13 protein-coding genes are annotated in these 15,677 nt (G+C 68.8%); 8 read left to right on the top strand and 5 right to left on the bottom strand.

The features are described from left to right. Nucleotides 1-8 precede the first annotated feature (8 nt). Both OCQ_RS20055 and nudC read left to right on the top strand, forming a co-directional pair. Nucleotides 9-1,079 (top strand): potassium channel family protein, encoded by a 1,071-nt coding sequence (locus OCQ_RS20055; RefSeq protein WP_008259653.1) that lies wholly within the window; start codon nt 9-11, stop codon nt 1,077-1,079. Beyond that, entirely contained in the window at nt 1,079-2,011 is a 933-nt protein-coding gene (gene nudC / locus OCQ_RS20050; RefSeq protein ID WP_008259652.1) for an NAD(+) diphosphatase, read from the top strand. The genes OCQ_RS20055 and nudC overlap by 1 nt, the downstream gene beginning before the upstream one ends. 10 nt (nt 2,012-2,021) lie before the next feature. Here the strand turns inward: nudC and mrx1 are convergent, their stop codons facing one another. Further along, nucleotides 2,022-2,276, bottom strand: a complete 255-nt coding sequence (gene mrx1 / locus OCQ_RS20045) for a mycoredoxin Mrx1 (protein WP_008259646.1) — start codon at nt 2,274-2,276, stop codon at nt 2,022-2,024. A gap of 217 nt (nt 2,277-2,493) precedes the next feature. Between mrx1 and OCQ_RS20040 the strand changes: the two genes are divergently transcribed. Both OCQ_RS20040 and OCQ_RS20035 read left to right on the top strand, forming a co-directional pair. Further along, the gene (locus OCQ_RS20040) at nt 2,494-4,593 is read left to right on the top strand and encodes an ATP-dependent DNA helicase UvrD2 (RefSeq protein ID WP_162130201.1); all 2,100 of its coding nucleotides are present in this window, start codon (nt 2,494-2,496) and stop codon (nt 4,591-4,593) included. 404 nt (nt 4,594-4,997) lie between these two features. Further along, nucleotides 4,998-5,249: a WhiB family transcriptional regulator gene (locus tag OCQ_RS20035; RefSeq protein ID WP_008259632.1), complete on the top strand. Its 252-nt coding sequence runs from the start codon at nt 4,998-5,000 to the stop codon at nt 5,247-5,249. Between the two features lie 9 nt (nt 5,250-5,258). Here OCQ_RS20035 and OCQ_RS20030 read toward each other — a convergent pair whose 3' ends face one another. From OCQ_RS20030 to OCQ_RS20020, 3 genes are all read right to left on the bottom strand, one after another. After that, nucleotides 5,259-6,602 (bottom strand): macrolide-binding ATPase MABP-1, encoded by a 1,344-nt coding sequence (locus tag OCQ_RS20030; RefSeq protein WP_008259631.1) that lies wholly within the window; start codon nt 6,600-6,602, stop codon nt 5,259-5,261. Between the two features lie 81 nt (nt 6,603-6,683). Beyond that, on the bottom strand, nt 6,684-7,499 hold the full coding sequence (locus OCQ_RS20025; RefSeq protein WP_179300182.1) for a cyclodehydratase: 816 nt from the start codon (nt 7,497-7,499) through the stop codon (nt 6,684-6,686). Between the two features lie 86 nt (nt 7,500-7,585). Beyond that, nucleotides 7,586-8,962 (bottom strand): zinc-dependent metalloprotease, encoded by a 1,377-nt coding sequence (locus tag OCQ_RS20020; protein ID WP_162130200.1) that lies wholly within the window; start codon nt 8,960-8,962, stop codon nt 7,586-7,588. A gap of 106 nt (nt 8,963-9,068) precedes the next feature. Here OCQ_RS20020 and OCQ_RS20015 point away from each other — a divergent pair, with 106 nt between their 5' ends. Together OCQ_RS20015 and OCQ_RS20010 are read left to right on the top strand one after the other, a co-directional pair. After that, entirely contained in the window at nt 9,069-10,091 is a 1,023-nt protein-coding gene (locus OCQ_RS20015) for a YlbL family protein (protein WP_009955776.1), read from the top strand. A 73-nt stretch (nt 10,092-10,164) separates the two neighbouring features. Next, nucleotides 10,165-13,143 carry a UPF0182 family protein gene (locus OCQ_RS20010; protein WP_026071234.1) on the top strand — a complete coding sequence of 993 codons (2,979 nt, stop codon included), beginning with the start codon at nt 10,165-10,167 and terminating at the stop codon, nt 13,141-13,143. 3 nt (nt 13,144-13,146) lie between these two features. On the opposite strand, the gene OCQ_RS20005 is transcribed toward OCQ_RS20010, so the two are convergent. Next, nucleotides 13,147-14,127 carry a GlxA family transcriptional regulator gene (locus OCQ_RS20005; protein ID WP_014385633.1) on the bottom strand — a complete coding sequence of 327 codons (981 nt, stop codon included), beginning with the start codon at nt 14,125-14,127 and terminating at the stop codon, nt 13,147-13,149. Nucleotides 14,128-14,228: 101 nt separating this feature from the next. Here OCQ_RS20005 and OCQ_RS20000 point away from each other — a divergent pair, with 101 nt between their 5' ends. Together OCQ_RS20000 and OCQ_RS19995 are read left to right on the top strand one after the other, a co-directional pair. Beyond that, on the top strand, nt 14,229-14,879 hold the full coding sequence (locus OCQ_RS20000; protein WP_009956598.1) for an HD domain-containing protein: 651 nt from the start codon (nt 14,229-14,231) through the stop codon (nt 14,877-14,879). Nucleotides 14,880-14,898: 19 nt separating this feature from the next. Then, nucleotides 14,899-15,597: a nitroreductase family protein gene (locus OCQ_RS19995; RefSeq protein WP_014380908.1), complete on the top strand. Its 699-nt coding sequence runs from the start codon at nt 14,899-14,901 to the stop codon at nt 15,595-15,597. Nucleotides 15,598-15,677: the final 80 nt, after the last annotated feature.

Below are 15,677 nucleotides of genomic sequence, written 5' to 3'. Positions count from 1 at the left end.
GGGCCGCCGTGGGCAACGGTAGGTCCCGAAAGCTGAGCGGTCTGGACGAAACGCTGACCGCCCAGCGCGGTCACCAGCTGATCGGCGTGGTGCGCATCCCCGAAGAGCACGCCAGCCCCATTCGGGTCATCACCCGCCGCCTGGCCATCGCCCTGGTGGTGCTGTTCGGCGCGGCCGTCATCGTCTACCTGGACCGCGACGGGTTCCGCGATGTGCGCAACGAGCCGCTGACATTTTTGGACTGCCTGTATTTCTCGGCGGTTTCGCTGTCGACCACCGGCTATGGCGACATCACGCCGTACACCGAAACCGCGCGCCTGGTGCACACCCTGATCTTCACCGCGCTGCGGATCGCGTTCCTGGCCGTGCTGGTCGGCACCACGCTCGAAGTGCTTTCCGAGCGGTCTCGCCAAGGGTGGAAGATTCAGCGTTGGAGGAGCAGAGTGCGCAATCACACCATCGTGATCGGTTATGGCACCAAGGGCAAAACGGCGGTGGCCGCGATCCTCGGCGACGAAACCATCCAGGCGGAGGTGGTCGTCGTCGACACCGATCGCAGCACGCTCGAGCACGCCGAGAGCGCGGGCCTGGTCACCGTCCACGGTGACGCCACCAAGGCCGATGTGTTGCGGCTGGCCGGGGCCCAGCACGCCGCGTCCATCATCGTCGCCACCAGCCGCGACGACACCGCGGTGCTGGCGACGCTGACCGCGCGCGAGATCGCGCCCAACGCCAAGATCGTCGCCTCGATCCGGGAGGCCGAGAACCAGCACCTGCTGCAGCAGTCGGGGGCGGACTCGGTCGTGGTCTCGTCGGCGACCGCGGGCCGGCTCCTCGGGCTTGCCACCACGACGCCCAGCGTCGTGGAGATGATCGAGGACCTGCTGACGCCCGACGCCGGGCTCGCCATCGCCGAGCGTGAGGTCGAGCAGAGCGAAGTGGGCGGCTCGCCGCGGCATTTGCGCGACATCGTGCTCGGTGTGGTGCGCGACGGGCACCTGTGGCGCATCGACGCCCCGGAGGTGGACGCCGTCGAGGCCAACGACCGCCTGCTCTACATCCGAAGCGTGGGGCATTGATGGCGATCGCGGATTTTCAGCTGCGCAGCGTCCCGTTGCTGTCGCGCGTCGGAGCCGACCGAGCCGATCAGCTGCGCACCGACGTCGAGGCGGCCACCGCGGGCTGGGCCGAGGCGGCGCTGCTGCGGGTGGACTCGCGCAATCAGGTGCTGGTTTCCGACGGCCGGGTGGTGCTGGGTGCCGCCGCCGAACTCGGCGACAAGCCGCCGTCGGAGGCGGTGTTTCTGGGGCGCCTCGAGGGTGGCCGCCACGTGTGGGCGATCCGCGGCGCGCTGCAGGCCCCGGAGGACCCCGACGCGCGCACCGAGGTGGTGAACTTGCGCAGCCTCGGCCCGATCTTCGACGACACCAGCGGCCAGCTGATGTCATCGGCTGTCGCACTGTTGAATTGGCATGAGAAGTCTCGATTCAGCTCGGTGGACGGTTCACCCACACGTCCGGCCCGGGCGGGTTGGTCACGCGTGAACCCGGTCACCGGGCACGAGGAGTTCCCGCGCATCGACCCGGCGGTGATTTGTCTGGTGCACGACGGCGGCGACCGCGCGGTGCTGGCGCGCCAGGCGGTGTGGCCGGAGCGGATGTTCTCGCTGTTGGCCGGATTCGTCGAGGCCGGTGAGTCTTTCGAGGGGTGTGTGGCTCGGGAGATCCGTGAGGAGATCGGGCTGACCGTGCGTGACGTGCGCTATTTGGGCAGTCAGCCGTGGCCGTTCCCGCGCTCGCTGATGGTCGGCTTCCACGCCGTCGGCGACCCGGCGCAGGACTTTTCGTTCAACGACGGCGAGATCGCCGAGGCGGCGTGGTTCACGCGCGACGAGGTGCGCGAGGCGCTGGCGGCCGGGGACTGGTCGAGTTCCTCGGAGTCGAAACTCCTGCTGCCCGGGTCGATTTCGATCGCGCGGGTGATCATCGAATCCTGGGCCGCGATCGACTGACTGGGCCTGCTCAGCTACCGGTCTCGGCCAGCTTCGCCTTCACCTGGGCCGCGCTCGGGTTGGTCAGCGTCGACCCGTCGGCGAACTTCACCGTCGGGACCGTCCTGTTGCCGCCGTTGACCGAGCTGACGAAGTCAGCGGCCGCCGCGTCGTGCTCGATGTCGACCGCCTCATACGGTATTCCGTTGGACTTGAGCACCGTCATGAGCCGATGGCAGTAGCCACACCAGGAGGTCGTGTAGACGGTGAGCGGGGCAGTGGTCATAGCCCGATAACGTAGCCCGGCGACGATGCATTCCGCGCAGCGGGATGCGGAGGAGTGGGCGCTCGGGGGTAGCCCGGCGACGATGCATTCCGCGCAGCGGTATGCGAAGGAGTGGGACGCGACGCGCCGTGGCGACACGCCAGGCCATCCGATTCGGGCGTGGCGATGCCTCAGCTCGCACGGCGACTTGTCAGTATGGGAAGCCACTATGGACGCCATGCCGACGGTCGCCGATCCACTGACAGCCGGGCTGGACGACGAGCAGCGCGAGGCCGTGCTGGCTCCGCGCGGCCCGGTCTGCGTGCTGGCCGGCGCCGGAACGGGCAAGACCCGCACCATCACTCACCGGATCGCCCAGCTGGTCGCCGGCGGTCATGTCGCCGCCGGCCAGGTGCTGGCGGTCACGTTCACCCAGCGGGCGGCGGGGGAGATGCGCTCCCGGTTGCGGGCGATCGACGCCGCGGCGGGCACGGGGCCGGCCGTCGGCGCGGTCTCGGCCCTGACCTTTCACGCCGCCGCCCACCGGCAGCTGCGGTACTTCTGGCCGCGGGTGGTCGGTGACACCGGGTGGCAGCTGCTGGACAGCAAGTTCGCGGTGGTGGCCCGGGCGGCCAGCCGCACCCGGCTCAACGCCAGCACCGACGACGTGCGCGACCTGGCCGGCGAGATCGAGTGGGCCAAGGCGTCGCTGATCGGCCCCGAGGAATACCCCGCCGCGGTGGCCGCCGCCGGGCGGGACATCCCACTGGACGCCGCCCAGATCGCCGGCGTCTACGCCGCCTACGAGGCCCTCAAAGCGCGCGGCGAACACGTCACCCTGCTCGATTTCGACGACCTGCTGCTGCACACCGCGGCCGCGATCGAAAACGACCCGGCGGTGGCCGAGGAGTTCCGCGACCGCTACCGCTGCTTCGTGGTCGACGAATACCAGGACGTCACGCCGTTGCAGCAGCGGGTGCTGACCGCCTGGTTGGGCGACCGCGACGACCTGACGGTGGTGGGCGACGCCAACCAGACCATCTACTCGTTCACCGGGGCCTCGCCGCGGTTCCTGCTCGACTTCTCCCGCCGCTTCCCCGACGCCACCGTCGTGCGCCTCGAGCGCGACTACCGGTCCACCCCCCAGGTGGTCTCGCTGGCCAACCAGGTGATCGCCGCGGCCCGCGGGCGGGTCGCCGGCAGCAAGCTGCACCTGGTGGGCCAGCGCCCGCCGGGTCCCGCGCCGACGTTCCACGAGCATCCCGACGAGCCGGCCGAGGCCGCCGCGGTCGCGGCGTCGATCGCGCGGCTCATCGAATCCGGCACCCCGCCGTCCGAGATCGCCGTGCTGTACCGGGTCAACGCGCAGTCGGAGATCTACGAGGAGGCGCTGACCGAGGCGGGCATCGCCTACCAGGTCCGCGGCGGCGAGGGATTCTTCAATCGCCAGGAGATCAAACAGGCCCTGCTGGCGCTGCATCGGGCCGCCGAGCGCGGTGCGGAGGGTCCCCTGCCCGACGTCGTCCGCGCGGTGCTGGAACCGCTGGGCCTAACGGCCCAGGAGCCGGTCGGTACCCGCGCCCGCGAGCGCTGGGAGGCCCTGAGCGCGCTGGCCGAACTGGTGGACGACGAAGTCGCCCAACGCCCGCAGCTGGACTTCCCGGGGCTGCTGGCCGAGCTTCGGATGCGCGCCGACGCCCGGCACCCACCGGTGGTGCAGGGCGTCGCGCTGGCATCGCTGCACGCCGCCAAGGGGCTCGAGTGGGACGCGGTGTTCTTGGTCGGGTTGGCCGACGGCACGCTTCCCATCTCACACGCGCTGGCCCACGGCGCCGAGAGCGAGGCGGTCGAGGAGGAGCGCCGCCTGCTTTACGTCGGAATCACCAGGGCCCGAACGCATTTGGCGCTCAGCTGGGCGCTGGCCCGCAGCCCGGGCGGGCGCCAGGGCCGCAAGCCGTCGCGGTTCCTTAACGGCATCGCACCCCAGGCACGGGCCGAGCCGGGGCCGAACAAGTCTCGGCGCAACCGGGCCACCGCGACCCGCTGCCGGATCTGCAATAACAACCTCACGACCCCGGCGGCCGTCATGCTGCGCCGCTGCGAGACCTGCGCGGCCGACATCGACGAGGACCTGCTGCTCCGGCTCAAGGCGTGGCGGCTGGACGTCGCCAAGGAACAGAAGGTGCCCGCCTACGTCGTCTTCACCGACAACACGCTGATCGCCATCGCCGAGCTGCGGCCCGACGACGACGAGGCGCTGATCGCGATTCCCGGCATCGGCGCGCGCAAGCTGGAACAGTACGGCCCCGACGTGCTGGAGCTGGTTCGCGGTCGCTGACCGGCAAACGCGCAGGTCAGAAAATCGGTTGTGACGACGACGGTGACCGTTTACCCTCGATACCGCGACTCGGCACTACGGACGAAGGAGGGTGGCCGCGATGCTCAGCGACGCGTTCGGTGTAGGCGTGGCCCGCGCGGAGCTGTCCGCGGGTACCTCCCATGCCGCACCCGCCGCCGTGTCGGCGGCCGCGCGTAAGCATCGCGCCGCCGCCGCGACCGACGCGTCCGTAGGAGTCGGGGGCCCACCGAAGGCAACGTAAGCAGCAGCCCCGGTTTTCACCCAGATGGCCACGGACCCGAAGTCAAGGATCCGTGGCCATAGTTATCGGTCGGCAACGAAGCGACCTGGTCCGGATCACCGCTCAAGGACAGCAACCCAGACCAGGAAGTAGGTGGTAGGACATGTCGGCACGGATAGCCCCCAGGCCGGACCTGCCGTGTCACGCCGGCGATCCCGATCTCTGGTTCGCCGAAGCGCCGGCCGATCTCGAACGCGCCAAGTCGCTGTGCGTCGACTGCCCGGTGCGCCGCCAGTGCCTGGCGGCCGCGCTGGAACGGGCCGAGCCCTGGGGCGTGTGGGGCGGCGAGATCTTCGACCGCGGTTCGGTGTTGAGCTTCAAACGACCCCGCGGCCGCCCCCGCAAGGCGGCCTAGCGCGCGAGACTAGACGACCGCGTTGTCGGGTTCGGCGAACCCGGGCACCAGCTCTTCGGACAGCGCCTTGATCGGCACGTGGGCGTCCAGCTGACACAGGATCGCGGCCACCGACATGATCACCCGCATCGGGATCACCAGCTTGGGCGGCAGGTCCATCTGCCGGGCCGTGCGGATCTGCGACACGGACCGGTCGATCTCGATGGCCGACATCTTCTGCAGCCACTTGCGGGTGTAGTGGAAGACCTCGACCTCGACCGGTTCGACGTACTGGCGCAGCATGTCGTCGATGTCGCGCACCGACACCTGCTGGCCCTTCTGGATGAACCCGGCCTTCTCCATCGTCGGCAACAGCAGGTCGTAGTTCTTGTCGCGGGCCAGCCGGATGCTCATCCCGAGCTCGATCGGCAGGCCGCCGGGCAGCGGCGCGACGGCGCCGAAGTCGATGACGCCCATGCGGCCGTCGTCGAGCAGCATGAAATTGCCCGGGTGGGCGTCGCCGTGCAGCATCTCCAGCCGGCGCGGCGCGTCGAACGTGAGCTCGAGCAGGCGGGTGCCGACCAGATCGCGCTGCTCGGTGGTGCCGTGGCGGATGATCTCGGCCATCGGGATGCCCTGCATCCACTCCTGGATCACCACTTTCGGTGCGCTGGCCACGATGCGCGGCACCGCGAAGTGCGGGTGGTCGTGATACGCCTTGGCGAACGCGCGCTGGTTCTCGGCCTCGAGCCGGTAGTCCAGTTCCATCTCGGTGCGCTCGATCAACTCGTCGACCACGCCCTGGATGTCGGCGCCCGGCGCGAGCTGCTTGAACACCCCGACCAGCCGCTGCATGGTCTTGAGGTCGGCCCGCAGCGCCTCGTCGGCCCCGGGGTACTGGATCTTGACCGCCACCTCGCGGCCGTCGGACCACACGCCCTTGTGCACCTGGCCGATACTCGCCGAGGCCACCGGGGTGTCGTCGAACGAACTGAACCGCTCGCGCCACTTGGTGCCCAGTTGGGCGTCGAGCACCCGGTGCACCTTGGCCGCCGGCAGCGGCGGGGCGTCCTTTTGCAGCTTGGTCAACGCTTCGCGGTAGGGCTCGCCGAACTCCTCGGGAATCGCGGCCTCGAGCACCGACAGGGCCTGGCCCACCTTCATCGCGCCGCCCTTGAGCTCACCCAGGACGGTGAACAACTGGTGGGCGGCCTTTTCCAGAAGCTCGGCCTGGACCTCGTCCCTGGACTTGCCGGTCAGCCGCTTACCGAATCCGAGCGCTGCCCGACCGGCGAATCCGACCGGAATGCTGGCCAGCTTGGCGTTACGCGCAGCCCGGCCCCGTTTGATGTCTGCCACGTAACCATCATCCATGATGGCCCACGCGATGTGGAGAGAAGCCGACAACGCTTGTTGTCAACTCGCGTCGCCGCAGGTCAGCGCACGGGACCGCCCTCAGCAGGCGCACAACGGGTGCTTGACCCACTGCCGCGCGACGATCGCGCCGGCGTGCAGATCGAATTCCAGCGTCGCGTTCAGCGTCTGGGGCGGTTCGGGCTCGGACGCCGCGCCCTGGCCGCGCACGGCCGCGATCACCCGGTTCACCTGAGACAGCGCCAGCGCCGCGGTCGCCAGCACGGTGGCCCGGTCGGCGACGCCGACGGTTTCCCGCAGCTGCGCACAGATCGCCGGCCACGCCGCGTCGCGGTCGCTGCGGTGCAGGTCCGCGCAGCCCAGGCAGCTCGTCACCCCGGGGATCACCAGCGGACCCACCAGCCCGATGCCGTCGCGCACCCGCACCAACAGATGCGCGACGCCCTGGTCGTGCAGATCGCGCACCATGCGCGGGTCGGCGACGAGGTAGTCCGACAACACCACCAGGTCGACGTCGCCGGCCGACACCGCCGCGTGCGGTTGGCTGCTGTGCGCGATCCGGGCGCCCGAGCAGCGCAACGATTCCACGAGCAACTCCGAGAGCGGCCCGCGGCCGTGCACCCGCACCGACGGCGCCCGGCCGCGCGGTCGCCCGCATTCGGTCGCCACCCCGGCCCGAACCAGTTGCGCCACCAGGCTTCTCAGGCCCTCGGTGTCGGTCAGGCCACGGTCAAGCGCCCGTCGCTGCAACTCCGGCAGCGGGGTCGGCGACGACATGGTCCGCAACAGCGTGGCCAGCTCGGCGGCGGCCAAACCGCCCGGAGGACGTACCAGCACCGCGCGACGGGGATCCCAGCCGACCTGCACCGCGCCGTCGGGGCGCAGCAGCACCGGCATCGCCGGGTCCAGCGCGTAGGTGGACAGCGCGGCCTGGCACTGCTGAGTCACCGCGCCACTGTGTCACGGCGGGGGCGACGGCCCGTTCAGTTGTCCACAGGGCCGTCGGAGTCGGGGTCCTCGCGTTCGAGTTTGGCGATCGCCTCGTCGATGCCGCTGGTGTCACCACCGATGACACGGTCGATGAAACCGGCGGGCTCATCGAGGTCCTCGGCGTTGGGCAGTAGGTCGGGGTGCTGCCAGATGCCGTCGCGCGTGTCGACCCCGGCGGCCTGCGTCAGGCGCTCCCAGAACGCGGCCGCTTCACGCATCTTCCGCGGCCGCAGCTCCAGCCCGACCAGCGTCGCGAAGGTCTGCTCGGCCGGGCCGCCGCTGGCCCGGCGCCGGCGCAGCGTCTCGCCGAGCGCGCCCGCGCCGGGAATCCGGTCGCCCAGCGCGGCGGCCACCACCACCTGCACCCACCCTTCGATCAGGGCGAGCAACGTCTCGAGGCGCTCGAGCGCCTGCGTCTGCGCGGGCGTGGCCTTGGGCTCGAATACGCCTTGCCCCAACAGGTTTTCGATCGCCGCCGGATCCGACAGCGACGCCGGATTGAAGTCGCGGGCCAGCTCCTCGATTCCCGACATGTCGATCTGCATGCCCATCGCGTAGGCCTCGACCGCTCCCAGCAATTGGCTCGACAGCCACGGGACGTGGCTGAACAGCCGGTGGTGGGCGGCCTCGCGCGCGGCCAAAAAGGTCAGGATCTCGCTGCGCGGACGCTCGAGCCCGGTGGTGAACGACTCGACGGCGTCGGGCATGATCGCCGCAATTCCCTTGGGCCCCAACGGTAAACCGATATCGGTCGACGTCAGCACCTCCCGGGACAACCGGCCCAGCGCCTGCCCGAGCTGCGAGCCGAACGCCATGCCGCCCATCTGCGACATCATCTGCAGTAGCGGGCCGGCCATGCTCTTGGCTTCCTCGGGGAGCGACGCCGCCCACACCGTCGAGATCTGTTGGGCCATCGGGTCACACAGCCGCTTCCACGTCGCCAACGTGTTGTCGACCCAGTCGGCGGGAGTCCAACCCACCGCCTTGGCGGTGCCCGCGGGCAGCGCCGTCGCCCCGTCCAGCCAGGTTTCGGCGAGGTGCACCGCGTCGGCGATCGCCGAATTCGTCGTATCCGGCACCGGCGCCACGAAGCCGATCGAGTTCGAGGCGACGCGCCGCGCCAATTCGTAATTGACCGGCCCCGAAGCCGTTCCGCCGGGTCCGACGGTGCCGGCGCTGCTGAACATCTGACCCAGCTGGGTGAAGATCTGGCCCAGGTCACCCATGCCGAAATCACCGCTCATTCCGAACGCGGCGAACGGGTCGGAGGGGTTCGACCCCGAATCGGGATCTTTCTTCCCGTGTTTGTCGGGGTCCTCCCCGGGGGAGAAGCCGAACGGCAGGTCAGCCATGACCCCAACGGTACTCACCGTGGGATCGGAAGGCGCGCGACGGCGGGTCAGCTTGTAGCTGAACCTCGTACGGGGGGCCTTGCAGCCGAATGACCGGCGACGCGCTCCGTCTAGTGTATTCGGCGTGAACAGGCGCATCCTGACCCTGATGGTCGCGCTGGTGCCGATCGTGGTGTTCGGTGTGTTGCTGGCGGTGGTGACGGTGCCGTTCGTGTCGCTGGGTCCCGGCCCCACCTTCGACACGCTCGGCGAGGTCGACGGCAAGCAGGTGGTGGCGATCCAGGGCACCCTGACGCATCCGACCACCGGTCACCTGAACATGACGACCGTCTCGCAGCGCGACGATCTGACGCTGGGCGAGGCGCTGACGCTCTGGCTTTCGGACACCGAACAGCTGGTGCCGCGCGACATCATCTATCCGCCCGGCAAGTCGCGGGAGGAAGTGGACAAGGCCAACAGCGCCGACTTCAAGCAATCCGAGGACAGCGCCGAATACGCGGCATTGGGCTATCTGAAGTACCCGTCGGCGGTCACGGTGGCGAAGGTCCCCGAACCCGGTCCCTCGGCGGGCAAGCTGAAGGCCGGCGACGCCATCGACGCGGTCAACGGCACCCCGGTCGCGACCGTCGACGCCTTCACCGGGCTGCTGAAGAACACCAAACCCGGTCAGACCGTGACGATCGACTACCGCCGCAAGAACGAACCCGCCGGTGTGGCGCAGATCACGCTGGGCTCCAACAAGGACCGCGACTACGGCTACCTGGGCGTCGCGGTGCTCGACGCGCCGTGGGCGCCGTTCGTCGTGGACTTCAATCTCGCCAACATCGGCGGCCCGTCCGCCGGACTGATGTTCAGCCTGGCCGTGGTCGACAAGCTGACCACCGGTGGCCTGGCGGGGTCGAATTTCATCGCGGGAACCGGGACCATCACCGCCGACGGCAAGGTCGGCCAGATCGGCGGCATCACCCACAAGATGGTCGCCGCGCACGCGGCCGGGGCGACGGTGTTCCTGGTGCCGGCGAAGAACTGCTACGAGGCCAGTTCGGACAATCCGTCCGGCCTGCGGCTGGTCAAGGTCGAGACGCTCAGCCAGGCGGTAGATGCGCTGCACGCGATCACGTCCGGTGGGCAGCCGCCGAGTTGCTAGGCAAGCGCGGGATCGCCGGTTGTGCAGTGCGTAGAGTTGTCACCGTCTAGCAATCGATCAGGGAGCGTAGCCAGTGGGGATGCGGCCCACCGCAAGAATGCCGAAGCTGACTCGGCGTAGCCGGATTCTGATCCTGATCGCACTGGGTGTGATCGCTCTGCTGCTCGCGGGCCCGCGGCTGATCGACGCCTACGTCGACTGGCTGTGGTTCGGCGAGCTCGGCTACCGCTCGGTGTTTTCCACCGTGCTCGTCACCCGATTCGTGGTCTTTCTGATCGCGGGCCTGCTGGTGGGCGGCATCGTGTTCGCCGGGCTCGCGGTGGCCTACCGCACCCGGCCGGTGTTCGTACCGAGCAACGACAACGATCCCGTGGCGCGCTACCGCGCCCTGGTCCTTTCCCGGCTGCGGCTGGTAAGCGCCGGCGTCCCGGTGGCGATCGGCCTGCTGGCCGGCATCATCGCCCAAAGCTATTGGGTGCGGATCCAGTTGTTCCTGCACGGCGGCGACTTCGGCATCAAAGACCCGCAGTTCGGCAAGGACCTCGGCTTCTACGCGTTCGAGTTGCCGTTCTACCGGCTGCTGCTCAGCTACCTGTTCGTGGCGGTGTTCCTGGCGTTCGTGGCCAACCTGTTGGCCCACTACATCTTTGGCGGCATTCGGCTTTCCGGACGCACCGGCGCGCTGAGCCGGTCGGCGCGGATCCAGCTGGTCACCCTGGTCGGTCTGTTGGTGTTGCTCAAGGCGGTCGCCTACTGGCTGGACCGCTACGAGCTGCTGTCGCACACCCGCGGCGGCAAGCCCTTCACCGGCGCCGGCTACACCGACATCAACGCCGTGCTGCCGGCGAAGCTGATCCTCATGGCGATCGCGCTCATCTGCGCGGGCGCGGTGTTCTCCGCGGTCGTCCTGCGGGACTTGAGGATTCCCGCGATCGGCCTGGTCCTGTTGCTGCTGTCGTCGTTGATCGTGGGTGCTGGCTGGCCCTTGATCGTCGAGCAGATCAGCGTCAAACCCAATGCCGCGCAAAAGGAAAGCGAATACATCAGCCGCAGCATCGCCGCGACACGGCAAGCCTACGGCCTGACCGCCGACGTGGTCACCTACCGCAACTACACCGGCGACGCGCAGGCCACCGCCCAGCAGGTCGCCGACGACCGCGCCACCACCTCCAACATCCGGCTGCTCGACCCGACGATCGTCAGCCCGGCGTTCACCCAGTTCCAGCAGGGCAAGAACTTCTACTACTTCCCCGACCAGCTCTCCATCGACCGCTACCTGGACCGCAACGGGTCGCTGCGGGACTACGTCGTGGCGGCCCGCGAACTCAACCCCGACCGCCTCATCGACAACCAGCGCGACTGGATCAACCGGCACTCGGTCTACACCCACGGCAACGGGTTCATCGCGTCACCGGCCAACACGGTGCGCGGAATCGCCAACGACCCCAACCAAAACGGCGGCTACCCCGAATTCCTGGTCAACGTCGTCGGCGCCAACGGCAACGTGGTGTCCGACGGTCCCGCGCCGCTCGACCAGCCGCGCGTCTACTACGGGCCGGTCATCTCCAACACGGCCGCGGACTACGCGATCGTCGGGCGCAACGGCGCCGACCGCGAATACGACTACGAGACCAGCAACGAAACCAAGAACTACACCTACACCGGACTCGGCGGCGTACCCCTCGGCGACTGGCTGTCGCGCAGCGTGTTCGCCGCCAAGTTCGCCGAGCGGAACTTCTTGTTCTCCAACGTGATCGGCTCGAACAGCAAGATCCTGTTCAACCGTGACCCGGCGCGTCGGGTGGAGGCGGTGGCGCCGTGGCTGACCACCGACAGCGCCGTCTACCCGGCGATCGTCAACAAGCGACTGGTGTGGATCATCGACGGCTACACCACACTGGACAACTACCCGTATTCCGAACTCACGTCGCTGGAGTCGGCGACCGCGGACTCCAACGAGGTGGCGTTCAACAGGCTCGCACCCGACAAGCGGGTCTCCTACATCCGCAACTCGGTGAAGGCGACCGTCGACGCCTACGACGGCACCGTCAGCCTGTATCAGCAAGACGAGCAGGATCCGGTGCTCAAGGCGTGGATGCGGGTGTTCCCCGGAACCGTCAAGCCCAAGAGCGACATCACCCCCGAGCTGGCCGAGCACCTGCGCTATCCCGAGGACCTGTTCAAGGTGCAGCGGATGCTGCTGGCGAAGTATCACGTCAACGACCCGGTGACGTTCTTCTCCACGTCGGACTTCTGGGACGTGCCGCTGGACCCGAACCCGACCGCCAGCAGCTATCAGCCGCCGTATTACATCGTCGCGAAAAACATTGCGAAGAACGACAATTCGTCGTCGTATCAGTTGACCAGCGCGATGAACAGGTTCAAGCGCGACTATCTCGCCGCCTACATCAGCGCCAGCTCCGACCCGGCGACGTACGGGCGGATCACCGTGCTGACCATCCCGGGCCAGGTCAACGGGCCCAAGCTGGCCAACAACGCGATCACCACCGACCCGGCGGTGTCCCAGGACCTTGGGGTGATCGGGCGCGACAACCAGAACCGGATCCGGTGGGGCAACCTGCTCACGTTGCCCGTGGGGCAGGGCGGGCTGCTCTACGTCGAACCCGTGTACGCCTCCCCGGGGGCCAGCGACGCCGCGTCGTCCTACCCGCGGCTGATCCGGGTGGCGATGATGTACAACGACAAGATCGGGTACGGCCCGACCGTGCGCGACGCGCTCACCGGGCTGTTCGGCCCCGGCGCGGGGGCGGCGGCGACGGGCATTCAGCCCACCGAGGCGGGGACCCCGGCGAATCCGCCGCCCAGCGCGCCGGCGCCCGCCGCGACGCCGGGATCGCCGCCGCCCGCGGCCGTCCCGCCGGCGCCGGACGGGTCGGTGGCGCTGTCACCGGCCAAAGCGGCTGTGCTGCAAGAGATCCAGGCTGCGATCGGCGCGGCCAAGGACGCGCAGAAGAAGGGCGATTTCGCCGGTTACGGCGCGGCGCTGCAGCGATTGGACGACGCGATCACCAAGTACAACAACACCAAATAGCGTTCAGGCGTAGGCGGTTCGGAACCTGTCCCGATAGGCCTTCGGGCTGATGCCCAGGTGATTGACGAACGCGCGTCGCAGCGTCTCGATGCTGCCGAAGCCGGCCATGCCCGCGGTCTCGGTGACCGATCGGCCGGCCTCGAGCGCGTTACGGGCGAAGTCGACGCGAACCAGTTCGACGTAGCGCGCCGGTGTCATCCCCAGCTCGGATTGAAAGAGCCGGGTCAGCTGGCGGGTGCTCAACGATGCCAGGGCCGCAAGCTTTTTCACGCTGTAGTCGGCGCCGGGGTCCGCCGCGACCGCCTCGGTGACCGCGCGCAGCGGCGACTGCGGCGGGGGATCGGCCTCGACCAGCACCGAGAACTGTGATTGGCCGCCGGCCCGTTTCAGATAGACGACCAGCCACCGGGCGACGTCGCGCACCAGTTCGGTCCCGTGATCCATTTCGACCAGTGCCAGCGCCAGGTCGATACCCGAGGAAATCCCCGCCGAGGTGAACACGTCGCCGTCGCGCACGAAGATCGCGTCGGGCTCGACGGTGACGTCCCGGAAGGCGCGGGCCAACAACCGGGCGTCGTGCCAGTGCGTGGTGGCGCGCCGGCCGTCGAGCAGGCCGGCCTGCGCGAGGATGAACGACCCCGTGCAGATGGACGCCATCCGCCCGGTCCGCGCGGCGACCGACCTGACGGCCTCGACCAGCGCCGGATCGATCGGTCGCCCGGGCAGGTGGTCGCTGCCGGCCACCAGGACGATATCGGCGGAGTCGATGGCCGACAGGCAATCGGTGACCCCCAACCGGGTCCCGATCGAGCTCGTCACGTCGCGGCCGTCCACCGACGCGATCTTGAGCCGGTAGTCGGCGCCGAAGCGGTTGGCCTCGACGAAGACCTCACCCGCCCCCGCGACGTCGAGCAGCGTCACCCCGTCGAAGACGACGATGACCACCACCCGCGAATGCTTTCCCTCGTGCGCCACGTCAGCCATTGTGTCGCTTTTTGAGGAGTTGACGGCTCAAACGAGCGGCGTCGGATCGACCGGACCGTCGCACACTGGGCACAACCGTCGCCGCAGAAGGAGACACGACCATGACCACCAGCTCGATCGACGCCATCGCCGGCATCCACGTGCCCGACACCGCGCTGGCGCGCGAGGTCACCGAATTCATTCGCGACACCGAAGACGAGTTGCTGTTCAACCATTCCCGGCGGGTGTTCTTCTTCGGCGCCCTGCAGGGCCTGCGCCGCGGGATCCACCCCAACCTGGAACTGCTCTACGCCGCCGCGATGTTTCACGACGTCGGCCTGACCGACCACTACCGCAACTCAACCGTCCGCTTCGAGGTCGACGGCGCCAACGCGGCGCGGGACTTCCTGATGGACGCCGGCGCCGACAAGGCCGACGCCGACACCGTGTGGCTCGGCATCGCCCTGCACACGACGCCCGGCGTGCCCGAGTTCCTGGCGCCCGAAGTCGCGCTGCTGCAGGCCGGTGTGGAGGTCGACGTGGTCGGCGTCGGGCGCGAGCAGCTGGCTCCCGAGGCGCTCGCCGCGGTGACCGCCGCCCACCCGCGCCCCGATTTCAAGAACCGCATCCTGGCGGCGTTCAACGACGGCATGAAGCACCGCCCGCACACCACGGCCGGCACCATGAACGCCGACGTCCTGGCGCACTTCGATCCCAAGTTCGAGCGCGTCGACTTCGTCGACAAGATCCTGCACAACAGCTGGCCAGAATAGCCCGGAAGGGAGTAGACAGATGGACATCCACGAGGCGCTGTACACCACCAGGATGATGCGGCGGCTGCGGCCGGATCCGGTTCCGCTGGACACGCAGGCCCGCATCCTCGACGCGGCCATTCGCGCCCCCAACGGGGCCAACACCCAACGCTGGCACTTTGTCGCCGTCGACGATCCGGCGCTCATCGGTGAGTTCGCCCAACTGTTCCGGCGGGCCCGCGCCCTCGAATACGAGAAGTTCGGGGCGGGGACGGGACCGATGGTGGCGCCCGCGCCCGGTGCCGACGCGGCCGCCCACGCCGAGACGATGCGCCGAATCAAGGGGTCGGGGGACTACCTGGCCGACCATTTCGAAGAGATTCCCTTGCTGCTCTTCGTCTTCGCGATCGACGACCTCGGTGGAGCCAACATCTTCCCGGCGATCTGGAGCGTGCTGCTGGCCGCCCGCGCCGAGGGCGTCGGCGGCGTCATGACCATGGTGCTCCGCAACTTCGAGGACAGGGTCAACGAGTTACTGGGCGTCCCCGTCGAGGAGGGCTGGACGATGTCGGCCATGCTGGCCCTCGGCTACCCGCGGGGCAAATGGGGTGTCGCGGCCAATCGGCATCCCGTGCACGAGGTTTCATCCCGAAACGGCTGGAACACGCCGTTCGGTGTCGAAGTGCCGCAACCGCTTTGGCCGCCGCAGGACACGGCGAGCCTGCCCGCGGCAGGATGAATCGGCCGTGCGGGCCAACGCGGCGTCCGGGAAGTCCAGAGGGACGAGAACTAGCCATCGGCGGATGCGATCACCCGATA

The sequence above is a fragment of the Mycobacterium paraintracellulare genome (genome assembly GCF_000276825.1).
In the GTDB taxonomy this organism is placed as follows: domain Bacteria; phylum Actinomycetota; class Actinomycetes; order Mycobacteriales; family Mycobacteriaceae; genus Mycobacterium; species Mycobacterium intracellulare.
This window is presented reverse-complemented; position numbering and strand designations above follow the sequence as displayed.

Excerpts from the sequence above, each read along its gene's own strand:
- nudC (WP_008259652.1), top strand. The coding sequence starts at position 1,079 with ATGGCGATCGCGGATTTTCAGCTGCGCAGCGTCCCGTTGCTGTCGCGC.
- mrx1 (WP_008259646.1), bottom strand. The coding sequence starts at position 2,276 with ATGACCACTGCCCCGCTCACCGTCTACACGACCTCCTGGTGTGGCTAC.
- OCQ_RS20040 (WP_162130201.1), top strand. The coding sequence starts at position 2,494 with ATGCCGACGGTCGCCGATCCACTGACAGCCGGGCTGGACGACGAGCAG.
- OCQ_RS20035 (WP_008259632.1), top strand. The coding sequence starts at position 4,998 with ATGTCGGCACGGATAGCCCCCAGGCCGGACCTGCCGTGTCACGCCGGC.
- OCQ_RS20030 (WP_008259631.1), bottom strand. The coding sequence starts at position 6,602 with ATGGATGATGGTTACGTGGCAGACATCAAACGGGGCCGGGCTGCGCGT.
- OCQ_RS20025 (WP_179300182.1), bottom strand. The coding sequence starts at position 7,499 with ATGCCGGTGCTGCTGCGCCCCGACGGCGCGGTGCAGGTCGGCTGGGAT.
- OCQ_RS20005 (WP_014385633.1), bottom strand. The coding sequence starts at position 14,127 with ATGGCTGACGTGGCGCACGAGGGAAAGCATTCGCGGGTGGTGGTCATC.
- OCQ_RS20000 (WP_009956598.1), top strand. The coding sequence starts at position 14,229 with ATGACCACCAGCTCGATCGACGCCATCGCCGGCATCCACGTGCCCGAC.
- OCQ_RS19995 (WP_014380908.1), top strand. The coding sequence starts at position 14,899 with ATGGACATCCACGAGGCGCTGTACACCACCAGGATGATGCGGCGGCTG.